The sequence below is a fragment of the Trinickia dinghuensis genome (assembly GCF_003367175.1).
GTDB classification, from domain to species: domain Bacteria; phylum Pseudomonadota; class Gammaproteobacteria; order Burkholderiales; family Burkholderiaceae; genus Trinickia; species Trinickia dinghuensis.
In genome coordinates this window covers 81,277-101,130 of record NZ_QRGA01000008.1, presented here as the reverse complement: position 1 = coordinate 101,130, position 19,854 = coordinate 81,277, and the positions used below count along the sequence as shown (strand labels likewise).

The 19,854-nt window shown below is 64.8% G+C and carries 20 protein-coding genes; 12 read left to right on the top strand and 8 right to left on the bottom strand.

Features of this window, described 5'->3' with window-relative positions; all coding sequences use genetic code 11:
- Window positions 1–81: 81 nt before the first annotated feature.
- Complete coding sequence (ftsB, locus tag DWV00_RS15175) at window positions 82–534, top strand: cell division protein FtsB (RefSeq protein WP_115534417.1); 453 nt, start codon at window positions 82–84, stop codon at window positions 532–534.
- A 138-nt stretch (window positions 535–672) separates the two neighbouring features.
- On the opposite strand, the gene DWV00_RS15170 is transcribed toward ftsB, so the two are convergent.
- From DWV00_RS15170 to DWV00_RS15160, 3 genes are all read right to left on the bottom strand, one after another.
- On the bottom strand, window positions 673–1,086 hold the full coding sequence (locus DWV00_RS15170; protein ID WP_245964892.1) for a hypothetical protein: 414 nt from the start codon (window positions 1,084–1,086) through the stop codon (window positions 673–675).
- A gap of 100 nt (window positions 1,087–1,186) precedes the next feature.
- On the bottom strand, window positions 1,187–2,137 hold the full coding sequence (gene hslO, locus DWV00_RS15165; RefSeq protein WP_115534416.1) for an Hsp33 family molecular chaperone HslO: 951 nt from the start codon (window positions 2,135–2,137) through the stop codon (window positions 1,187–1,189).
- Between the two features lie 59 nt (window positions 2,138–2,196).
- On the bottom strand, window positions 2,197–2,721 hold the full coding sequence (locus DWV00_RS15160) for a gamma carbonic anhydrase family protein (RefSeq protein WP_115534649.1): 525 nt from the start codon (window positions 2,719–2,721) through the stop codon (window positions 2,197–2,199).
- A gap of 188 nt (window positions 2,722–2,909) precedes the next feature.
- On the opposite strand from DWV00_RS15160, the gene DWV00_RS15155 reads away from it, so the two are divergent.
- From DWV00_RS15155 to DWV00_RS15110, 10 genes are all read left to right on the top strand, one after another.
- Window positions 2,910–3,797, top strand: a complete 888-nt coding sequence (locus DWV00_RS15155) for a ferritin-like domain-containing protein (protein ID WP_425452777.1) — start codon at window positions 2,910–2,912, stop codon at window positions 3,795–3,797.
- 143 nt (window positions 3,798–3,940) lie between these two features.
- Window positions 3,941–4,825, top strand: a complete 885-nt coding sequence (locus tag DWV00_RS15150) for an alpha/beta fold hydrolase (RefSeq protein ID WP_115534415.1) — start codon at window positions 3,941–3,943, stop codon at window positions 4,823–4,825.
- A gap of 116 nt (window positions 4,826–4,941) precedes the next feature.
- Window positions 4,942–5,772 (top strand): 3',5'-nucleoside bisphosphate phosphatase, encoded by an 831-nt coding sequence (locus DWV00_RS15145; protein ID WP_115534414.1) that lies wholly within the window; start codon window positions 4,942–4,944, stop codon window positions 5,770–5,772.
- Between the two features lie 105 nt (window positions 5,773–5,877).
- Complete coding sequence (locus DWV00_RS15140) at window positions 5,878–6,510, top strand: L-threonylcarbamoyladenylate synthase (RefSeq protein WP_115534413.1); 633 nt, start codon at window positions 5,878–5,880, stop codon at window positions 6,508–6,510.
- 52 nt (window positions 6,511–6,562) lie between these two features.
- A complete protein-coding gene (locus DWV00_RS15135; protein WP_115534412.1) occupies window positions 6,563–7,228 on the top strand; it encodes a site-2 protease family protein in 666 nt (221 codons plus the stop codon).
- Between the two features lie 9 nt (window positions 7,229–7,237).
- Window positions 7,238–8,440 (top strand): tryptophan--tRNA ligase, encoded by a 1,203-nt coding sequence (locus DWV00_RS15130; protein ID WP_115534411.1) that lies wholly within the window; start codon window positions 7,238–7,240, stop codon window positions 8,438–8,440.
- 49 nt (window positions 8,441–8,489) lie between these two features.
- Complete coding sequence (locus DWV00_RS15125) at window positions 8,490–9,119, top strand: class I SAM-dependent methyltransferase (RefSeq protein WP_115534410.1); 630 nt, start codon at window positions 8,490–8,492, stop codon at window positions 9,117–9,119.
- A 42-nt stretch (window positions 9,120–9,161) separates the two neighbouring features.
- On the top strand, window positions 9,162–10,079 hold the full coding sequence (gene dapA, locus DWV00_RS15120; protein ID WP_115534409.1) for a 4-hydroxy-tetrahydrodipicolinate synthase: 918 nt from the start codon (window positions 9,162–9,164) through the stop codon (window positions 10,077–10,079).
- 115 nt (window positions 10,080–10,194) lie between these two features.
- Window positions 10,195–11,331, top strand: a complete 1,137-nt coding sequence (bamC, locus tag DWV00_RS15115) for an outer membrane protein assembly factor BamC (RefSeq protein WP_115534647.1) — start codon at window positions 10,195–10,197, stop codon at window positions 11,329–11,331.
- Between the two features lie 10 nt (window positions 11,332–11,341).
- A complete protein-coding gene (locus DWV00_RS15110; protein ID WP_115534408.1) occupies window positions 11,342–12,124 on the top strand; it encodes an MBL fold metallo-hydrolase in 783 nt (260 codons plus the stop codon).
- A 113-nt stretch (window positions 12,125–12,237) separates the two neighbouring features.
- On the opposite strand, the gene DWV00_RS15105 is transcribed toward DWV00_RS15110, so the two are convergent.
- Window positions 12,238–12,537: a hypothetical protein gene (locus DWV00_RS15105; RefSeq protein WP_115534407.1), complete on the bottom strand. Its 300-nt coding sequence runs from the start codon at window positions 12,535–12,537 to the stop codon at window positions 12,238–12,240.
- A gap of 230 nt (window positions 12,538–12,767) precedes the next feature.
- Window positions 12,768–14,015, bottom strand: coding sequence for a cupin domain-containing protein (locus DWV00_RS15095; protein WP_115534406.1), 1,248 nt, complete (start codon window positions 14,013–14,015; stop codon window positions 12,768–12,770).
- Between the two features lie 31 nt (window positions 14,016–14,046).
- Here DWV00_RS15095 and DWV00_RS15090 point away from each other — a divergent pair, with 31 nt between their 5' ends.
- A complete protein-coding gene (locus tag DWV00_RS15090; RefSeq protein ID WP_115534405.1) occupies window positions 14,047–14,586 on the top strand; it encodes an FKBP-type peptidyl-prolyl cis-trans isomerase in 540 nt (179 codons plus the stop codon).
- On the opposite strand, the gene DWV00_RS15085 is transcribed toward DWV00_RS15090, so the two are convergent.
- The 3 genes from DWV00_RS15085 to DWV00_RS15075 all read right to left on the bottom strand — a co-directional run bounded on the left by DWV00_RS15085 (window position 14,563) and on the right by DWV00_RS15075 (window position 19,818).
- Window positions 14,563–15,936 carry a hypothetical protein gene (locus DWV00_RS15085; RefSeq protein ID WP_181885468.1) on the bottom strand — a complete coding sequence of 458 codons (1,374 nt, stop codon included), beginning with the start codon at window positions 15,934–15,936 and terminating at the stop codon, window positions 14,563–14,565. The genes DWV00_RS15090 and DWV00_RS15085 overlap by 24 nt on opposite strands.
- Window positions 15,933–18,632, bottom strand: a complete 2,700-nt coding sequence (mutS, locus tag DWV00_RS15080) for a DNA mismatch repair protein MutS (RefSeq protein WP_115534404.1) — start codon at window positions 18,630–18,632, stop codon at window positions 15,933–15,935. Before mutS ends, DWV00_RS15085 begins: the two co-directional genes overlap by 4 nt.
- A 613-nt stretch (window positions 18,633–19,245) precedes the next feature.
- Complete coding sequence (locus tag DWV00_RS15075) at window positions 19,246–19,818, bottom strand: inclusion body family protein (protein ID WP_115534403.1); 573 nt, start codon at window positions 19,816–19,818, stop codon at window positions 19,246–19,248.
- Window positions 19,819–19,854 lie beyond the last annotated feature (36 nt).

Genomic DNA, 19,854 nt, shown 5'->3' with positions numbered 1-19,854 from the left:
CCGCTTCGTTTTACTCGTTCGTTTAGCATGCCGCCCCGTGCTTTGTCAGCCCGGGGCGGTTTTGAATCTGCGGCCTTTTGAATGCGCCTTGTCACCGTCGTCCTTCTCGTCCTGCTCGCGCTGATTCAGTATCCGCTCTGGTGGGGCCATGGCGGGTGGCTGAGCGTGCATGAGTTGCGTGACCAATTAGCCGCGCAGCAGCAGAAGAACGCCGACGAGAAGCTGCGCAACGAGCGAATCGAAGGGGAAGTGCAAGACTTGCAAAACGGCACGGCCGCCGTCGAAGAGCGTGCGCGCTACGAGATGGGGATGGTCAAGGACGGCGAAGTGTTCGTGCAGTTCGTTTCGCCGAATGCGACGTCGAGCGTGCCGGCCAATCTCGTGCCGAGCAATACGTCCACCCGCGGACAGGTATCGGCCGCGCCCGTCAGCATGGTGCCGAACCCCGTTTCACGCGAGAAACCGAAGCGTTCGGAAAAGAAGCACACGGCCGAGAAGAACAAGCACGCCGCCGCGGCGAAGCACCATCCCTGAGCGCGCGTATGCGCCCATCCATCACGGCGGAGGACGCCGCGATACAGCGCGTCCCCGTGCGCCAACGCTAAGCTGGGTAGCGCCGACGCTTATCGCCGCTAATTGACGGCGTGACCACCGGCGTCGTCATCTACGGTGCTACCACCACCAGCCGGGGTAATAGCCCGGATAGTAGCCGGGGCTGTAATAGCTCACGCCCCAACCGCTGTTCCATCCACCGTAATAACCACCGACCGTCACGGGCGCCGAATAGTACGGCGCGTAATAGCGCGCCCAGGCATCGGCGGCTATCGCTTCGTTTTGCTCGCGCGTCACCTGCTTGTCGATGTCGGCGTAGCGCTTTTGTTCCGCGTGGGTCAGCGGATGCGCGGATTCGGCAGCGCCCGGCTGGCCGGGCGCGAGGCGGCTCAGAACGATCCCGGGGGGCGGGGCGACCACGCAGCCTGAAAGCGCGGCAACGAGCGCCGCACATGCGGCCGCGGCCGCGATGCGGCTTGGCGGGATGACGGCCGCGTGTGCGAACGACTGAAGCGGGCGGAGCAATGCGTTCATTGTTGGGCGAACTCCGAGTGTTTCGGTGAACGAAGCGAGCAAACGAAGCAGGCGACGCAGGCAAAGCGTCGGCGCGAAGCCTGCGCGAACCTGCCGGCGATCAATGTCGCTGCGCCTGCACCGGCGCGACGCCGGACGCCACCTCGCTCGCCGCGAACAACTGGGCGACGTCGACGGGATCGAACTCGTAGCGTTGATTGCAGTACTCGCAGTGGATCTCCACCCGACCTTGCTCGTCGAGCACGCTATCGACTTCGTCGCGCCCGAGCATCTTCAGCATCGAACCGACGCGCTCGCGCGTACAGCTGCATTCGAAGCGCGTGACGGTGGGGGCGAAGTGCTGCACGTTCTCTTGCCAGAACAGACGCTTGAAGAGGGTCTGCGGTTCTTCCTTGAGCAGCTCGGCCTGAGAGAGCGTGCCGCCGAGGACGCAAACGCGCTCCCACGTATCGGCGTCGTGCTCGCCCGGATGCGGGACGATGCCGCCGTCGCCGGGCAGCTTTTGCAGCAGCATGCCGACGGCGCGATCGGTGTCCGCGGCGAGCCACAGGCGCGTATCGAGCTGTTCGGAATGGTGCATGTAGTGCTCGAGCACTTGCGCGATCGACTGCAAGGGGCCCTCATGTCCGTTCAGAGGCACGATCCCTTGGTAGGGCTGCTGACCGGGGACCTTGTTGGCCGGATCGAGCGTGATGACGCAGCGCCCGTGGCCGCTCGCGTTGAGCAGCTCGACGAACGACAGGCTTTCGCCCAGCGTTTCGTCGAACTCGCTCGAAATTTTTGCCGTCGCGCGCATCGTCAGCGACGAGCTGCATTGCACGACGAGCATCTTGATCGGCCCGTCGCCGAAAATCTGCATGATCATCGTGCCGTCGAACTTCAGGTTCGCCGACAACAACGCGCAGGCGGCCATCATCTCGCCGAGAATGTCGCGCACGGCCGTGGGGTACTGCCGGCGCACGAGCACTTCCTGCCACGTGTTGCGCAGAGAAACGATCTCTCCGCGCACCGGCGCGGCCGCGAACATGAATTTTTGCAACTGGTCGTCCACAACTTTTCCTTCAATCATCGATGCCGCCGGCGGGGCCGGCGGCGAAGCTGCGACGCGCGTCAGCCGATCCGTACGAGCTGTGCCTTGAACAGGTCACGGCGCTCCACGTAGCTGGCGGCGCTCGTTTCGAGGCCCGCGACTTCCGCGTCCGTCAGTTCCCGGGCGACGCGGGCCGGCGCGCCCAAAATCAGCGACCGGTCGGGGAACGTCTTGTTTTCGGTGACGACACTGCCGGCACCGACCAGACAGTTGCGGCCGATGACCGCACCATTCAAGACCACCGCTTGAATGCCGACGAGCGAACCGTCCCCGATCGTGCAGCCGTGCAGCATGGCCTGGTGCCCGACCGTCACGTTCTTGCCGATCGTCAGCGGGCGGCCCGGATCGGTATGGAGCACCGCGGCTTCTTGGACATTGCTGCCGACACCGACCGTGATCGGCTCGTTGTCGCCGCGGATGGCGGCGCCGAACCAGACGCTGGCGTTTTCCTCGAGCGTGACCTTGCCGACGATCGTGGCGGTATCCGCCACGAAAACGCTTTCGTGAATCGTCGGGGCGTGTTCTCCCAGCTTGTAGATCGGCACAATGTCTCCTTGGGCGAGCGGGGCACGGCCGGTACAATGCCGCGGCATTGGAAGCGCGGCCACGCGCGGATGTCGAATCGCATATTGTAAACGGTCCGCCCGCGCGCCGTGGCGCGGTGCTTGCGCACCGCCGTCCAACCGTCGCTCCTTGTCCCGCTACGTGCTACGTATTGCTCGCATTCCTATCGATGAATCGGCCTGCCTCCAACCTCGATCCTTCCGACCATTCGGCTTCCGGCATGCGCTGGTCGGCGCTTGCCGCGCTCGGCGAAAGCGAGCCGGGCGCCAAGACGGCCGCGGTCGGTGAACTGCATCGCCGCTACCGAGCGGGCGAGGCGATATGCCGGGCCGACGAGATCATCGCGGCGCCCGACAGTCTGCCGGGGCGCCCCGCCAAGCCCGAACTTGTCGAACCCCGGCGGTTGAAGCATCGCGGCATGCAGACCGAAGAGGGGCGCGCCGTCTTGCTGCATGCGATCGCGCATATCGAGTTCAATGCGATCAATCTGGCGCTGGACGCCGTCTGGCGGTTTCCGGGCATGCCCGAGGCGTTTTACGCCGACTGGCTGCAAGTGGCCTTCGAAGAGGCGCATCACTTCGGGTTGCTGCAAGCGCGCTTGCACGAGTTCGGCCATGCCTACGGCGACTATCCCGCCCACGACGGCCTGTGGGACATGTGCGCCCGCACGTGCGACGACGTGCTCGCGCGGATGGCGCTCGTGCCGCGCACGCTCGAGGCACGCGGGCTCGACGCGTCGCCGCCGATCCGCGCCCGCCTGATGCAAGCCGGTGACGCGCAGTCCGCCGCGATTCTCGATGTGATTCTGCGAGACGAGATCGGGCACGTGCGCATCGGCAATCGATGGTTCCGGTATCTATGCGATGCTCGGGCGCTGGAGCCGCACGAGACGTACGCTCGGCTGGCCGAGCAGTATCGGGCGCCGCGGCTGCGCGGGCCGTTCAATTTCGACGCGCGGCGCGAGGCGGGATTCGATGAGGACGAACTGGCGGCCTTGGCGGCGCACGCGCCAGACACGGACACGCAGCCCGACACCGGAAAATCGCACGAAAGCTGACCCTACGGGCGCGTCCCACGGGCACCGAAGCCGAATCGAGGATCGCATCTAATCGTCGTTGCCCGTGTGCCGGCCAAAAATTCGATACGCCGATATAATCGAACGGTCATTCTTTTTTCGGCTCCCCGATACCGACACCGACCATGAACACCTCCCGATCCGATTTCGTCACCGTGCGCGGCACCAAGCTTCACGTGCGGCGCTGGGGCAGCCCCGACGCGCCGGCGCTCTTCATGCTGCACGGCTGGATGGACGTCTCGGCGTCGTTCCAGTTCGTCGTCGACGCGCTCGGCGGCGATTGGCAGGTCATTGCGCCCGATGCACGCGGGTTCGGCCTGTCCGATTGGCCGGTTGCCGAGCACGGCGGCGGGCACTACTGGTTTCACGAGTATCTGAGCGACCTCGAAGCGCTGCTCGACCACTATGCACCGACAGGACAGGTCAATCTCGTCGGACACAGCATGGGCGCGAACGTCATTTGCCTGTATGCGGGCGCGCGCCCCGAACGCGTGCGGCGCGTGGTCGATTTGGAAGGTTTCGGGCTTGCTCCCGCGCAGCCGAGCGAGTGGCCGCGGCGTTTGGCGGCCTGGCTCGACGACATCCGCGAGCCGGCCCGGCTCAAGACGTATGCGACGCTGGGCGACGTCGCCGCTCGCCTCGTGAAGACCAATCCGCGGCTCGCGCCCGAGCGCGCGCGGTTTTTGGCCGGGCACTGGGCCAAGCGGGGCGACGACGGCCGCTACCTGCTGCTGGCCGATCCGGCCCATAAACATCACGGGCCGCTGCTGTACCGCCTGGACGAAGTGATGGCCGTGTGGTCGAAGGTCACGGCCAAGGTCCTGCACGTCGAGGCCGTGGCGTCGCCGACCTTGGCGATGCTGGCCGGCGCGATTCCGCTCGACGAGTACAAAGCGCGTTTCGAGGCATTCCCCGATTGGCGCGAGAAACTCATCGAAGAGGCGGGCCACATGGTTCACCACGACCAGCCGGAACAAGTCGCGGCGCTGATCGAGGCGTTTTGCGCGTAGCGCGGACGCGCATCGGGCATGCCGTGGATGTCCGGCGCCGCGTCTTTGTCTGAACGTTTCGGCCGCTGAGTTCGAGCGATGCGGGTAAAATAAGAGGATCACTCGATCCCCATAGCATGAACGCCGATCTCCACTGCCATTCAACCGTTTCCGACGGTCAGCTTACGCCCGCCGAGGTCGCGCGCCGCGCGCACGCGGGGGGCGTCACGCTCTGGGCGCTGACCGATCACGACGTCTTGGCGGGGCAGGCGCCGGCGCGCGCCGAAGCCGAGGCGCTCGGCATGCGCTACGTGAACGGCGTCGAAGTGTCGGTCACCTGGGCGTCGCGTACGGTTCACATCGTCGGGCTCGGCATCGACCCGTCCTGTGCGGCGCTCACCGAAGGGCTCCACGCGACGCGCAGCGGGCGGACCGCACGCGCGCAGGCGATGAGCGATGCGCTTACCGCCCTCGGCATCGAAGGCGCTTATGAGGGCGCATTGAAGTTCGTGTCGAACCCCGATCTGATCTCCCGCACGCACTTCGCGCGGTTTTTGGTGGAAAAGGGCTACGCGGCATCGACGCCCGACGTCTTCGAGCGCTACCTGGGCGAAGGCAAGCCGGGATACGTCTCGCACCGGTGGGCCTCGCTCGAGCAGGCCGTTCAATGGATTCGGGCCGCGGGCGGGGTGGCGGTCGTCGCGCACCCGGGCCGCTACAAGTACACGCCGCTCGAATTCGACACGCTGTTCGGGCAATTTATCGATCTGGGCGGCAAGGCCATCGAGGTCGTGACGGGCAGCCATTCGCCCGACCAGTACCGCGAGTACGCGGACGTCGCTCGCCGCTTCGGCTTCGAGGCATCACGCGGGTCCGATTTCCATGCGCCGTCGGAAGGGCGCACCGAACTCGGCAAGCTGCCGCAGTTGCCGTCCGATCTCACACCGGTTTGGGAGCGCTGGCTTTAACGTCCTCGTCCTCGCTCGCACCGTGCTCGGCCCGCTTCGTTAGCGGCATGCCGCGGCGACCACGGCAAGGATTGCCGTTTCCGCCGGCCCATCGACTCCTCACTCATGTCCCAATTCTTCAGGATTCATCCCGACAATCCGCAGCCTCGCCTCATCGCGCAGGCCATCCAGATCGTGAAGGAGGGCGGCGTGATCGCGCTGCCCACCGATTCGAGCTATGCACTCGCGTGCCGCCTCGACGACAAGGACGCCGTGGCGCGCGTGCGCCGCATCCGCGGGCTCGACGAGCGGCAGCATCTGTCGCTGCTCGTGCGCGACTTGTCCGAATTGGCGACGTTCGCGATGGTCGACAACCGGCAGTTTCGCCTCATCAAATCCGTGACGCCCGGGCCTTACGTGTTCATTCTGCTGGCGACCAAAGAGGTGCCGCGGCGCCTCTCGCATCCGTCGCGCAAGACGATCGGCCTGCGCGTGCCGGACCACGCGATCACGCTCGCGCTGCTCGAAGCGCTCGGTGAACCTCTGATGGCCACCACGCTGATTCTGCCGTCCGAAGACGAGCCGCTCAACGATCCCGAGGAGATTCGTACGCGTCTTGAAAAGCAACTCGATCTCGTCATCGACAGCGGCGCTTGCCCGCGCGAGCCGTCCACGGTCATCGACCTGACGGGCGAGGAGCCGGTGCTGGTGCGCGCGGGGCGCGGCTCGCTCGAGCCGTTCGGCCTCGAGGCGGCATGAGCGAACCCGCGCCGGCGGCGGGATCGGGCCGGGCGCTTGTTACAATACTTCCATGAATCCCTCTTTAATCCAGACGATCGTCGTCTACGCGCTGCCGGTGATTTTCGCGATCACGCTGCATGAGGCCGCGCACGGCTACGTCGCCCGTTTGCTCGGCGACAACACGGCCTACATGATGGGGCGCGTCTCGTTCAATCCGATGCGCCACATCGATCCGGTCGGCACGATCGCGATTCCGCTGCTGCTTTATTTCGTGACGGGCGGCGCGTTCATGTTCGGCTATGCGAAGCCCGTGCCCGTCGCGTTCCACAATCTGCGCAATCCGCGCTGGGGTACGTTCTGGGTCGCGCTGGCCGGTCCGCTGTCCAACTTCATCCAAGCGCTGCTGTGGGGCGTGGTCGCCGTGGTGCTGCCGGGGCTCGGCATCCAAGAACCGTTTTTCACGCGGATGGCCGCGGCCGGTATCGGCGTCAACCTCGTGCTCGGGGTGATCAACCTCTTTCCGCTGCCACCGCTCGACGGCGGGCGCGTGCTGATGGCGCTGTTGCCGCCGCGTCAGGCGCTTTCGCTCGCCCGGTTGGAGCGGTACGGCTTTTTCATCGTCATGGCGCTGCTCGTGACGGGCCTGCTCACCAAGGTTTGGCTGCGCCCGCTCGTTTCGTTCGGCTACGATGCCGTGACGACCATCCTGACTCCTCTTGCTTCGCTTCTCAACTGACCTGAACCCATGTTTCCAGACCGCATTTTCTCCGGCATGCGCCCGACAGGGTCGCTCCACCTCGGCCACTACCATGGTGTGCTCAAGAACTGGGTCCGGCTTCAGTCGGAGTATCCGTGCTTCTTTTGCGTCGTCGATTGGCACGCGTTGACGACGCACTACGAAACGCCCGAGGTCATCGAAAAGAGTGTCTGGGAAGTGCTGATCGACTGGCTCGCGTCGGGCATCGACCCGGCGCAGGCGACGCTGTTCATTCAAAGCCGCGTGCCCGAGCATGCCGAACTCGCGCTGCTGCTCGGCATGAGCGCGCCGCTCGGCTGGCTCGAGCGGGTGCCGACCTACAAGGAGCAGATCGAAAAGCTGAAGGACAAGGATCTGTCGACCTACGGCTTCCTCGGCTATCCGGTGCTGATGGCCGCCGACATCCTGCTTTACCGTGCTTCGCTCGTTCCGGTGGGCGAAGACCAAGTCCCGCACGTCGAAATGACGCGCGAGATCGCGCGCCGGTTCAACTATCTGTACGGGCGCGAGCCGGGCTTCGAGGAGAAGGCGCTCGATGCCGCCAAAAAGCTCGGCGGCAAGCGGTCCAAGCTTTATCACGAGCTCCGCAACGCCTATCAGCAGGAAGGCGACGACGAGGCGCTCGAGCAAGCGCGCGCGATGTTGCAGGAGTCGCAAAGCCTGTCGATGAACGACCGCGAGCGGCTGTTCGGCTATCTCGAAGGGGCGCGCAAGATCATCCTCGTCGAGCCCCAGGTGCTGTTGACGAAGGCTTCGCGGATGCCGGGTCTCGACGGGCAAAAGATGTCGAAGTCGTACGGCAATACGATCGGCCTGCGCGAGGATGCCGAGACCATCTCGAAGAAGGTTCGCACGATGCCGACGGATCCCGCGCGCGTGCGCCGCACCGATCCGGGCGATCCGGACAAATGCCCGGTCTGGCAGCTGCATCAGGTCTATACCGACGAGACGACGCACGAGTGGGTGCAAAAGGGCTGCCGTTCCGCCGGGATCGGCTGCCTCGAGTGCAAGCAGCCCGTGATCGAAGGCATCTTGCGCGAGCAGCAGCCGATGCTCGAGCGCGCGCAAAAATACATGGACGATCCCTCGCTGCTGCGCGCGATCGTGGCCGACGGCTGCGACAAGGCGCGCAAGTTCGCGACGGAAACGATGCGCGACGTGCGCGATGCGATGGGGTTGTCGTACTCGTGAGCATGAGCACGTTGCCCCGCGGTCGGCTTGGAGACCGGGGCGGGCGGCAATGAGTGCTCCGCACGAGTGCCTGCCTGCCGCGCCGCTCGAAGGCGCGGGGGAGCCCTCGCCATGGATCGAGCGCTGGTCGCATCTGATCGCGCCGGGCGGCGCGGTGCTCGATATCGCGGCCGGCAGTGGCCGCCACGCGCGCTGGTTCGCGCGGCGCGGGCATCCCGTGGTGGCGATCGATCGCGCCGAGGCGGCGCTCGGCGCGCTCTCCGGCATCGCCGGCGTCGAGCCCATCCCAGCGGATCTCGAAAACGGCAGTCCGTGGCCGCTTCCCGATACGCGGCGGTTCGCTGCCGTCATCGTTACGAATTATTTATATCGGCCGCTGCTGCCGCGTCTCGCGCAACTGCTCGCACCGGGCGGCGTTTTGTTGTATGAAACCTTCGCGCGCGGCAACGAAACGGTCGGCAAACCGTCGAATCCGGCGTTCTTGCTGGCGCCGGGCGAATTGCTCGACGCCGTGCGGGGCCGCCTGGCGGTGGTCGCCTACGAAGACGGCTACCTGGCCGCGCCGAGGCCGGCTTTCGTCCAAAGGATTTGCGCCGTTTTGCCGGCGCGGCCGCAGGCGGGGGGCGCGACCGACGGTGCGGCGCCCGCACATTACACGCGTTACGATTTGATCGGTTAATCCGCTACAATCGCGTTTTCACGTTTGAATTCATGGCGTTTCATGGCTAACGGCACATCCAGCGGTACCCAAGGCGGCCTGCGCATTCGCGGCAGCATTCCGGCGATCGTCACGCCGATGCTCGACGACGGCGGGCTCGATCTGCCGGCGTTTCGCAAGCTGATCGACTGGCACATCGATGAAGGGACGAATGCGCTCTGTGTCGTCGGAACGAGCGGCGAATCGGCCACGCTGTCGGTCGAAGAGCATGTCCTGATGATCAAGACGGCCGTGGAACACACGGCCGGGCGCATTCCGGTCATCGCCGGGGCGGGCGGCAACTCGACCGTCGAAGCGATCGAGCTGACCCGACAAGCGAAGTCGCTCGGCGCCGACGCCACGCTGCAGGTCGTGCCGTACTACAACAAGCCGACGCAAGAGGGCATCTACCGTCACTTCTCGAAGATCGCGGAATCGGTCGATCTGCCCGTCATCCTCTACAACGTGCCGGGCCGCACCGTGGCGGATATGTCGGCCGAGACGGTCCTGCGCCTCGCGCAGGTGCCGGGCATCATCGGCGTCAAGGAAGCGACCGGCAACATCGATCGCGCGGCGCACATCATCAAAGCGGCGCCCGCCGATTTCGCGATTCTGAGCGGCGACGATCCGACGGCCATCGCGCTGATGCTGCTGGGCGGCCACGGCAATATCTCGGTCACGGCCAACGTCGCGCCGCGCGCGATGAGCGAGCTGTGCAAGGCAGCGATCGCGGGCGACGCGAAAACGGCGCGCGAGATCCATTTCAAGCTGCTTTCGCTGCACAAGAATCTGTTCATCGAATCGAATCCGATTCCGGTGAAATGGGCGCTCGAGCAGATGGGGCGGATCAAGAGCGGCATTCGGTTGCCGCTGACGCCGCTCGACCCGCAGTACCACCATGCGGTGCGCGCGGCGCTCGTCGACGCGGGCTTGCTCGCATAACGCGGCCGGCGCGCTGCGCCGTCGCCGTATCGGATTCATTGCATTCATCGACGTCGATACCGAGTCACACGCTCAGCGTCGTCGCAGCCCTGTGTCGCGCATCACGAAGGACCTCATGAAACGTTCCGCTTTCTCCATCAATGCCATCCGCGCAGCGGCGCTCGTGCTCGCGATTTCCTCGCTCGCGGGGTGCGAGTCGCTCAACGATTGGTTCTCCGCCGATCGTGTCGATTACAAGGCGACGGGTTCGGCGCCCCCGCTGAAGGTGCCGAGCGACCTCAACGAGGCCAAGGTGCAGCCGCAATACACGGCGCCGCCCGTCAGCGCGGCCCTGGGCGGCGCGCCTGCGCGCAACGTGACGGCGGCCGGCAATTCGAGCGAAGGCGTACCGAACGCGCAAGATGCGCTCGGCATGCATATCGAACGTGACGGCGATCGCCGCTGGCTCGTCGTCGACGGCCGTACGCCCGATCAATTGTGGCCGCAGCTCGAGGATTTCTGGAAGGCGAACGGCTTCGTCCTGAAGAGCGATGTCCCCGCGACGGGCATCATGACGACGGATTGGGCCGAGAACCGCGCGAACATTCCCGACGACTGGTTCCGCCGCACGATCGGCCACGTCATCGACTTCGCTTATTCCTCGGGAACGCGCGACAGTTTCCGCACGCTCGTGGAGCGCGGGCCGAACGGCACGACCGATATTTCGATCACGCATAGCGCGCTCGAGGAAGTGCTGACGGGGCAGGAAAAGGATTCGTCGCGCTGGGTCGAGCGTCCGCGCAACCCGGTGCTCGAGGCCGTGTTCTTGTCGAAGCTGATGGAGCAATTCGGTCTGACCGAGGCTCAGTCGAAGGAGTTGCTTGCCAATGCGAAGCCCGCGTCGGCGCCGGCCACGATCGACATGAGCGGCGGCGCGACGACGCTCGCGCTCGCCGATCAATTCGACGTGGCCTGGCTGCGTGTCGGGCTCGCACTCGATCGCACCAATTTCACGGTCGACAACCGCGATCGCGAAAAGGGCATCTATTACGTCCGCTATGCCGATTCGGCGCAAGAGTTGAAGGGCGACGGCCTGTTCGGCAAGCTGTTCTATAGCAGCTCGCCGAAGCAGAAGTCCGGCAAGGAGTTTCTCGTCAACGTTCACGCGAACGGCACCGGCACCGATGTATCGGTCGTCGATGCGAGCGGTCAAGTCGATACGTCGTCCGAGGCGAAAAACATTATTTCGCTCTTGCACGCGCAGTTGAACTGATCCTCGTTCCATGCGTTTTGCTAGCCTCGGCAGCGGTAGCGAGGGCAATGCCCTCGTCGTCGAGGCCGCCAGCGGTCACACCACCACGCGCGTGCTGCTCGATTGCGGGTTCTCCGCCAAGGAACTCGAGCGCCGCCTCGCGCGCCTCCAATACGGCATCGATGCGCTCGATGCCGTTCTCATCACGCACGAACACAGCGATCACATCGGCAGCGCGCTGACGCTCGCCCGCAAGTGGTCGCTGCCGCTCTATATGAGCTGGGGGACCGCCAAGGCTGTCGGTGCCGATTGCGCGGATGTCGATTTGCACGTGCTATGGGGCGACGAGACGGCCTCGATCGGCGATCTCCAGGTGTTGCCCTACACGGTGCCTCACGACGCCCGCGAGCCGCTTCAATTCGTGTTTTCAGACGGAGCGCGTCGCTTAGGCATCCTAACGGATGTCGGCACGTCCACGCCCCATATCACGAGCATGCTGAGCGGCTGCGATGCGCTCGTGCTCGAGTGCAACCACGACACGCGGATGCTCGCGGCGAGCCGCTATCCGCAGTCGCTGAAGGCGCGTATCGGCGGCAATCACGGACATTTGAGCAACGACGCGGCGGCCGGAATTTTGGCGGAGTTGGACAGGTCACGGCTCGCCCATATCGTGGCGGCCCATCTGAGTCAGCAAAACAATCTGCCCGAGCTTGCGCAGCAAGCGCTGGCCGGTGTGCTCGGCACGGTGGCCGAAGAGATCATGGTCGCGTCGCAGGAGCTGGGATTCGATTGGCTCGACTGCGGCGGAAGTTAGGCGGGCGCGACTTGGGTTGCTTCAGTTACTTCAGTTTCATGTAGGCAACAAAAACGTAGGCAACAAAAAACCGGCTCGAGGCCGGTTTTTTGTTGCCTCTTTCAGGCAGCAGCTTACTGGCTTGCGCCCGAAGCCGGAGCGGCAGCAGCCGGAGCAGCAGCCGAAGCGCCTGCGTCCGAAGCGGCAGCCGCGCCCGAAGCAGCAGCACCCGCGTCGCTCGCAGCAGCGCCTGCGTCGCTAGCAGCAGCCGCAGCGCCCGAAGCAGCAGCGCCCGCGTCGCTCGCAGCAGCAGCCGGAGCCGAAGCAGCCGTTGCGTCGCTAGCCGGAGCGGCAGCGTTTTGGTCGCTGCTCTTGTTGCACGCAGCCAGTGCAACAGCCGCCAACAGGGATGCTACGAGGAGGGATTTCTTCATGATCACGTCCTTTTATGGTTAAAGGTAAGCAACAGCGCGAAATAATACCGGTAATGTGCTCCAACACCAACCTAGGCCGCTGGTGGGATGCACATTCAGAGCGTGAATCTTCCCCACGGCTTGGGCGGAAATTATATGCACTTTCGTACCGACCGTCGACAAAGCAGGGTCAATACGTTGCCTTTCTCATACAGAATTTAACCGTAATCGATAGGTTCGGGCGGCCAGCTTCAAGGGGATGCGCCGACTCGTACCCAGCCGGCACGATACCACTCGTACAGTAAGGCTGTCATCGGTCCATCGGCCGAGAGTGTTACAAAGCGTTTCCCCTCAATTCGTCGAGCATCGGCCAATTCGCAGAGCCATTTACGGCTGCGAGGAAGGGCCGATTCTTCACCGTTGATGAAGTAGGTCCGTGCGCCATAGAGGAGCGCCGCCTTGTTGTCGAGCCGGATGCCCGACACCTGCGCGCGCCGGATGAACGCCGCTTCGCCGAGCGGCCGATCGGGCGCGTCGAATACCACTTGCGGCTTCGGCTCGCTCAGATAGCTGCCGAGGAACGAGATCAAGTCGCGTTCCGTCCATTTCACGCGCGCAAGGATCGAGCCAAGCTCGGCGACAAGGGCTTCGGGCAGCTGGGCCGGATGCGCCACCGCGTTTTGGTGCGGGTCGCGATAGAGCCGCTCGCCCGCTTGCGAGTGCGCGGCTTCGCCTCGCTCGGCCAAATAGTACAAAAACTGGCCGACGAGTTCGTTCGCCGAGGGCGCCCTAAAGCCGATCGAGCAGGTCATGCATTCGCCCTCGGCGACGCCGTCGTGAGCGATGTGAGGCGGCAGATACAGCATGTCGCCGGGCTCGAGCAGCCACTCCTCATCGGGCTCGAAATGCTGCAAAACCTTCAAGGGCAGTCCGGGTTTCAAGGTCAGGTCGCGCTGGGCCGAAATGCGCCAGCGGCGTTTGCCGTGCACCTGCAGCAGAAAGACGTCATAAGAATCGAAATGCGGACCGACGCCGCCGCCGTCGGTCGCGTAGGAGATCATCAAATCGTCGAGACGGGCGTCGGGTATGAAGCGGAATCGGTCGAGCAGGGCGCGCGCGCGATCGTCGTGCAAATCCACGCCTTGCACGAGCAGCGTCCATTCACGGCGTTTGACGCTCGGCAGCGCGCCCGTGTCGAACGGGCCGTGCTCGAGGCGCCAGCGCCCGCGCGAGCACGAGACGAGGCGCGATTCGGCATCGTCGCCGGCGGCCATCTCGAACAGCGCATCGCGAGAGAGCGGGGCCGCGACGTCGGGAATGGCGCCGCGTATCAGCAGCGGTTTCTTTTGCCAATAACGCCGCATGAACTGCGACGGCGAGAGGCCGCCGAGCAGCGCCGTGGGCACGTCGGGCGAAGGCGGGGAAAGCGGTGCGGCGAGCGTCGCGCGCGGGGCGGACGCGGCGGAATTGGCCTGATGGTCGAGGGGCCGCTTGGGCATCGTATAATGGGAAAGTATTTTGGAGACTCGAATGAAAATTGCAAAAAACACCGTTGTGTCGGTCGCTTACAAGCTCTCGGATGCCGAGGGCAATCTCATCGAGGAAAGCGACGAGCCGATGGTCTATCTGCACGGCGGCTATGATGGCACGTTCCCCAAAATCGAGGAAGAACTCGACGGGCACGAGACCGGCTTCCAGACGCAGATCCAACTCGAGCCTCAAGACGCATTCGGCGACTACGATCCCGAACTCGTGAAGATCGAGCCGCGCAACCGTTTCCCCGAGCCGCTCGAAGTCGGCATGCAGTTCGAAGGCACGCCCGAGGACGCCGACGACGAGATCGATTCGCTGATCTATACCGTTACCGATCTGGCGGAAGACAAGGTCGTGCTCGATGGCAACCACCCGCTGGCCGGCATGGCGTTGCGTTTTGCGTTGACGGTCAAGGAAGTGCGCGAAGCGACGGCTGACGAGATCGAACATGCGCACGCGCACGGCGCGGACGGCATTGAAGTTATCGACGAAGATGACGACGAGGAAGACGCCTCAGGAGCCCCCACCTTGCATTGAGTTCGGCGCGGCGGGCGGCATCGCGCCGTTCGGCGCCGATGCCGCGCTCGCGGGCGATGCCGGCGTTGCCGGCGCGCCCTGCATCGGGCTTTGGTCGAACGTGTCGGGCAGCAGCGGCGGTTCCGACGCCGGCAGGGGCGGCGCGGAGGCCGGAGGTGGCGCGGAGGCCGGCGGGGGCATGGCCGCCGGCGCCGCCGGCATCACGTACTGAATGCCCGGCAGCGGCTCGAGTTCAAGTGTTTGTCCGGGCGCGCTCGCACCCGGCGGCGGTGTTTCCATCGGCTCCGCCGGCGCGGCCGGCAGGGCCGGCAGCACCTTCGGTGTGTTGCGCACGGTGACGTGAAACGGCACCGGCCGGCCATAATTCACGTCGAACAGCACCCATTGCGTTTGCGGGTCGCGCGGCGCGATCGCGATGCGCGTCAAGTTGGCGACGCGTACCCCTTTGTCGTTGTAAAGCGGCTGATCGATGACGAACCCGCCCGCGGGTGCGTGCGTGCTGTGATGGATCAAGATCACGGGCCCGCGAAACGATCGCGCCGTCTTCACGAGGCTGCGTTTGAATTCGAGGTAGCCGTCCGGCTTGCGATGCCGCGTAAAGCGCAGCCAAGGAAAGCGGTCGGCGTGTTCTTCGTAGCGCGAAAAGTTCGGATCGGCTTCGACGAAGATCACGAGCGCTTTCGCGCGATGCCGCTTGGCATATTCGGCCGCATGTTCGAGCCAAAATGCAGAGGCGATGGCGCGATCGTCGAACTCGCCGTTGCGCCCCCCCGCATCCGAGTAGTGGTTGTTGCCGCCGACGACGTCGAGGCCGACGAAGACCGTATCGTCATCTTCCCAGCGAACGTTTTCTCGAAACGCGCGAAACCGTGCGACTTCGCTTTCGCGCGCCAATGTGAGTGTCGGCCGACCGAGCGAAGTCGTGTCCGAAAACAACGTCTGCCGCAGGAAATCGAGCCGCTCGGCGGCGTCGTAGCGACCGGCCGCCGCGCTCGCGCAATCGGCCCAGTCGTGCTGGCCGGGGATCGCGACGAGCGGTAGCGCCGATGCTTCGAGCAGTTGCTGGCGGCGGTCGTAAAGCGAATCGGCGCACCGCTCGGCGGCGCCTTTCACGTTGCCGTCGTAGACGACGAACGACAGATGCGGGTCCAGGCCAATGGCTTCGATTAGACGCTGCGCGGCCGGCTCGTCCGCCTCGCTGCTCATGACGCCGGACACGACGGCGAACGCAAAGCGCGGCTCGGCTGCCCGCGCGGGCGCGGCAAGGCAGGCTAGGCAGGACACGCAGGCAAGTACCAGCGCGAGGGCTGCCAAGCTGCCGTGCGAAGCCGCCCGCCGGCCTACGGTCACCGCTCGTACTCCTGGTTGCCGCGCGCTTCGGCCGCGCTCGCCAGATCATGCAATTCGTAGATCAAATCGAGCGCATCGCGCGGACGAAGCTCGTTCGGGTCGATGCCCTTGAGCCGTTCCAGCGCGGGATGGGGGAGGCGTTCGGCGGCTTGGGCGCCGGCATCGTCCGACTCGTCGGGCGCGTCCTCCGCGAACACCGGAGCGGCGAACAGATCGAGCTGCGGCGTGGCCTGCGCGACCGACTGCTGCTCGAGATGCGCGAGGTGCTTGCGGGCGGCTCGAATCACGGCCGCGGGCACGCCTGCCAATTGGGCCACCTGCAAGCCGTAGCTTTGGCTCGCGGGCCCTTCGCTGACGGCATGCAGGAAGACGATTCCGTGTCCGTGCTCGACCGCGGACAAGTGCACGTTGGCGGCCTGGGCGAATTCGGCGGGCAACTGCGTGAGTTCGAAGTAGTGCGTGGCGAACAGCGTGTAGCAGCCGTTGGCCGAGAGTAGGTGGCGCGCGATGGCCCAGGCGAGCGCGAGGCCGTCGAACGTCGACGTGCCGCGGCCGATTTCATCCATCAGGACGAGGCTGTGTTCGGTGGCGTCGTTGAGGATCGCGGCGGCCTCGGTCATTTCGACCATGAACGTCGAACGGCCGCCCGCTAGATCGTCGGCCGCTCCGATGCGCGTGAAGATGCGGTCGATCGGACCGAAGCAGGCGCGCTGCGCGGGCACGTAGCTGCCGACGTACGCCATCAGCGCGATCAAGGCCGTCTGCCGCATGAAGGTCGACTTACCGCCCATATTCGGGCCGGTGATCAACAGCAGCTTGCGCTCCGTGCTCAAGCGGCAATCGTTCGCCACGAACTGTTCGACTTGCGCTTCGACCACGGGGTGGCGCCCTTGCTCGATGTCGATGCCGCCGTCCTCCGAGAATTCCGGCGCGACCCAGCGCAGGGCCTGCGCGCGTTCGGCGAAGGCGGCGAGCAGATCGAGTTCGGCGAGTGCGGCGGCCACGCGCTGGCAATCTTCGATGAACGGCAGCAGGGTCTGCAGGAGCGCATCGTAAAGCGCGCGTTCTCGCGCGAGCGCGCGCTCTTGCGCTGACAGCGCTTTGTCTTCGAACGCTTTGAGCTCGGGCGTGATGTAGCGCTCGGCGTTCTTCAAAGTTTGCCGGCGCCGATAGTCGTCGGGCACCTTGTCGGTTTGGCCGCGCGTGACCTCGATGTAAAACCCGTGCACCTTGTTGTACTCGACGCGCAGATTGTTGATGCCCGTGCGTGTCCGTTCGCGCGTTTCGAGATCGATCAGAAATTGGCCGCAGTTTTCCGAAATGTCGCGCAGCTCGTCGAGTTCGCTGTCGTAGCCGCGCGCGATGACGCCGCCATCGCGCACCATCGCGGCGGGCTCTTCGGCGACGGCGCGAATCAGCAATTCGACGCAGCCGGCCGGCGGTTCGAGGCCGGCACCGATGCGTTCGAGAGCAGGTGTACCGGCTGCCATCGCCGTGACGAGTTCGCGCAAAGCCGGCAGCGTCGCGAACGTATCGCGCAGGCTCGACAGATCGCGCGGCCGGGCGGAGAGCAGTGCGAGGCGGCCCGTGATGCGCTCGACGTCGGCGATTTTGCGCAGGGCGCCGCGCAGCATGTCGAGGCTCGTTCCGTGCGGGGCGTCGAGCAGCGCGCCGATCGCTTGCTGGCGCGATTGCGCGACGATGGCCGCGCGCGGCGGGTGATGGAGCCAATGGCGCAGCAGACGGCTGCCCATCGTCGAGCAGCAGGTATCGAGGAGCGAGCACAGCGTCGGCGATTCGCCGCCGCGCAGCGTCTCGGTCAGCTCCAAGTTGCGGCGCGTGGCCGGATCGAGGCCGATGTATTCCGACTCGGTTTCCACTTTCAGACTACGCACGTGGCGCAACTGCTGGCCTTGCGTCGCAGCGGCATAGAGCAGCACGGCGCCGGCGGCACCGCACGCGCTCGTGAGCCCCTCGGCGCCGAAGCCGTCCAGGCTCGCGACGTTCAATTGATCGCACAGGCGCTGCACACCCGAGGCGACGTCGAAGTGCCAGGCGGGTACGCGTGTGAGCGTGCCTGCAGCCGTGCCGGGCACGAGGTCGGCCGCGCCGTCGGCCACGAGCACTTCGGCCGGGCGGATGCGTTCGAGCGCCTCGCCCACTTCGCCCGGCGCGACCTCGGCAAGCCGCAACGCGCCGCTCGCGAGGTTGAGCCATGCGAGGCCGATTGCCGTCGTCACGCCGCGCTTGTTGTGCGCGGGGCAGGCGGCGAGCAGATAGAGGTCGTTCTTGTCGGAAAGCAGGGCGGCGTCGGTCAGCGTGCCCGGCGTGACGATGCGCACGACCTTGCGCTCGACCGGCCCCTTGGACGTGGCCGGATCGCCGATTTGTTCGCAAATGGCGGCCGACTCGCCGAACTTCACGAGCTTGGCGAGATATTGCTCGACGGCGTGGTAGGGCACGCCGGCCATCTTGATCGGATTGCCGCCGGAGGCGCCGCGTTGCGTCAGAGTCAGGTCGAGCAGGCGCGCCGCTTTTTCGGCGTCGTCGAAGAAGAGCTCGTAGAAATCGCCCATGCGGAAGAACAGCAGCGTGCCGGGATGGTCGGCTTTGATGCGCAGGTATTGCTGCATGTAGGGCGTGTGCTTCGCAAGCGATTGTTCCGCCGGAGCGTCGACGCTGGTTTCGGTTTTCATTCGTGACTATGGGAAGAACGTGTTCGGGTGCGGATTTTCGCGTTCGATCTTCGGACCTTCGCGCCGCGCGTAAAAGCGGGGCGGGCGAGGGGCGGTGGTGTTCGATTCACTCTACTGCCCGGCGGCGCTCAGGCGTATTCGTCCGATCGGCCGACCCTTGAGCGAAGGAAAGAGAGGGTACGAACCGCAAGCGCGCCGATATTCGAGGCGAAATCCAAAACAAGCCCCGTATTCTAGGGGATTCGATAGCCGCTCGGCGGAATATGGGCGAGCGAAGTCGACGAGCGATACTCGCTCGCTCCGCGGGGTTGTCGACGACAACACCTGCAGTGGAGCAGACGGGACCTGGGATTGCGGTGGGGGTTGGTGTTCGCTGGGTTGTCAACAGGCTCGATGGCGGGCAACTTTCTTTTCTTGGTCTTTTCTCAAAGCCTTGCGGGAGGCCCGCAAGTGGTCGGTCTCCCCAAGCTTTCCGCACGAATTTGCGGGCCCGAAAGGAGAGAGGGGATGAACTATGACGCTGCGCGACAAAGCTCAGCCCGGCGGAGCCGAATCGCTACCCCGCCGGGCCTCTTACCTTACAAAACCGGCCTGCCTCGATTGAAGCGGCAAGTTACGCCACGGTAATCGTCGGATCCCACCAGAAATACCCATACAGATCTTGCCGTTGGCCGTTATCCGCCAGCGTGTACAGCGCGAAGCACACGCCGAAGCCTTCCGTACCGCTTTGCCGGACCGACGCCTCGAAACTCGAAAAATTCGTCGGCACATGCAGTGCCGGCAAGCCGTCGCGAGTTTCGGAGTTCGGATCCGGCTGCACTGCTTCCTTCCTGACGTAAACATTCGCATTGAATTGATTGAATACGTCGGTGCCTGAAAACTTTTTGATCTTGTAGATAATCACGGCATCGATTTCATTGTTATATGCCGAGGTTCCCACGAATCCCACCGTATCTCCGACGTTCGCTCTAAAGCTGAGGTCGCCGGTGCCTTGTCCGCTGATTATGCCGCGCGATCCCGTGCAGATCATGAATTTATTGTTGTGATCGAGGCCGGTCGGACTTTGCGGATCTTGGCTCGGTGTCCGACTCGGGCTGGATTTGTTCCAGTAAGCCTTAACGGTCTCCGTGTCGACAACCGTAAGGATGTCGATTTTTTGCTGCGCTGCTGCAAGGGTGACGTCCATTTCAAAGTCTCCCATAACGTGAGTGCAATCGGAACT

Coding starts and splice junctions, on each gene's coding strand:
- ftsB (WP_115534417.1), top strand. CDS start 82: ATGCGCCTTGTCACCGTCGTCCTTCTCGTCCTGCTCGCGCTGATTCAG.
- DWV00_RS15170 (WP_245964892.1), bottom strand. CDS start 1,086: ATGAACGCATTGCTCCGCCCGCTTCAGTCGTTCGCACACGCGGCCGTC.
- DWV00_RS15155 (WP_425452777.1), top strand. CDS start 2,910: ATGAATCGGCCTGCCTCCAACCTCGATCCTTCCGACCATTCGGCTTCC.
- DWV00_RS15150 (WP_115534415.1), top strand. CDS start 3,941: ATGAACACCTCCCGATCCGATTTCGTCACCGTGCGCGGCACCAAGCTT.
- DWV00_RS15145 (WP_115534414.1), top strand. CDS start 4,942: ATGAACGCCGATCTCCACTGCCATTCAACCGTTTCCGACGGTCAGCTT.
- DWV00_RS15140 (WP_115534413.1), top strand. CDS start 5,878: ATGTCCCAATTCTTCAGGATTCATCCCGACAATCCGCAGCCTCGCCTC.
- DWV00_RS15135 (WP_115534412.1), top strand. CDS start 6,563: ATGAATCCCTCTTTAATCCAGACGATCGTCGTCTACGCGCTGCCGGTG.
- DWV00_RS15130 (WP_115534411.1), top strand. CDS start 7,238: ATGTTTCCAGACCGCATTTTCTCCGGCATGCGCCCGACAGGGTCGCTC.
- DWV00_RS15125 (WP_115534410.1), top strand. CDS start 8,490: ATGAGTGCTCCGCACGAGTGCCTGCCTGCCGCGCCGCTCGAAGGCGCG.
- dapA (WP_115534409.1), top strand. CDS start 9,162: ATGGCTAACGGCACATCCAGCGGTACCCAAGGCGGCCTGCGCATTCGC.
- bamC (WP_115534647.1), top strand. CDS start 10,195: ATGAAACGTTCCGCTTTCTCCATCAATGCCATCCGCGCAGCGGCGCTC.
- DWV00_RS15110 (WP_115534408.1), top strand. CDS start 11,342: ATGCGTTTTGCTAGCCTCGGCAGCGGTAGCGAGGGCAATGCCCTCGTC.
- DWV00_RS15105 (WP_115534407.1), bottom strand. CDS start 12,537: ATGAAGAAATCCCTCCTCGTAGCATCCCTGTTGGCGGCTGTTGCACTG.
- DWV00_RS15095 (WP_115534406.1), bottom strand. CDS start 14,015: ATGCCCAAGCGGCCCCTCGACCATCAGGCCAATTCCGCCGCGTCCGCC.
- DWV00_RS15090 (WP_115534405.1), top strand. CDS start 14,047: ATGAAAATTGCAAAAAACACCGTTGTGTCGGTCGCTTACAAGCTCTCG.
- mutS (WP_115534404.1), bottom strand. CDS start 18,632: ATGAAAACCGAAACCAGCGTCGACGCTCCGGCGGAACAATCGCTTGCG.
- DWV00_RS15075 (WP_115534403.1), bottom strand. CDS start 19,818: ATGGACGTCACCCTTGCAGCAGCGCAGCAAAAAATCGACATCCTTACG.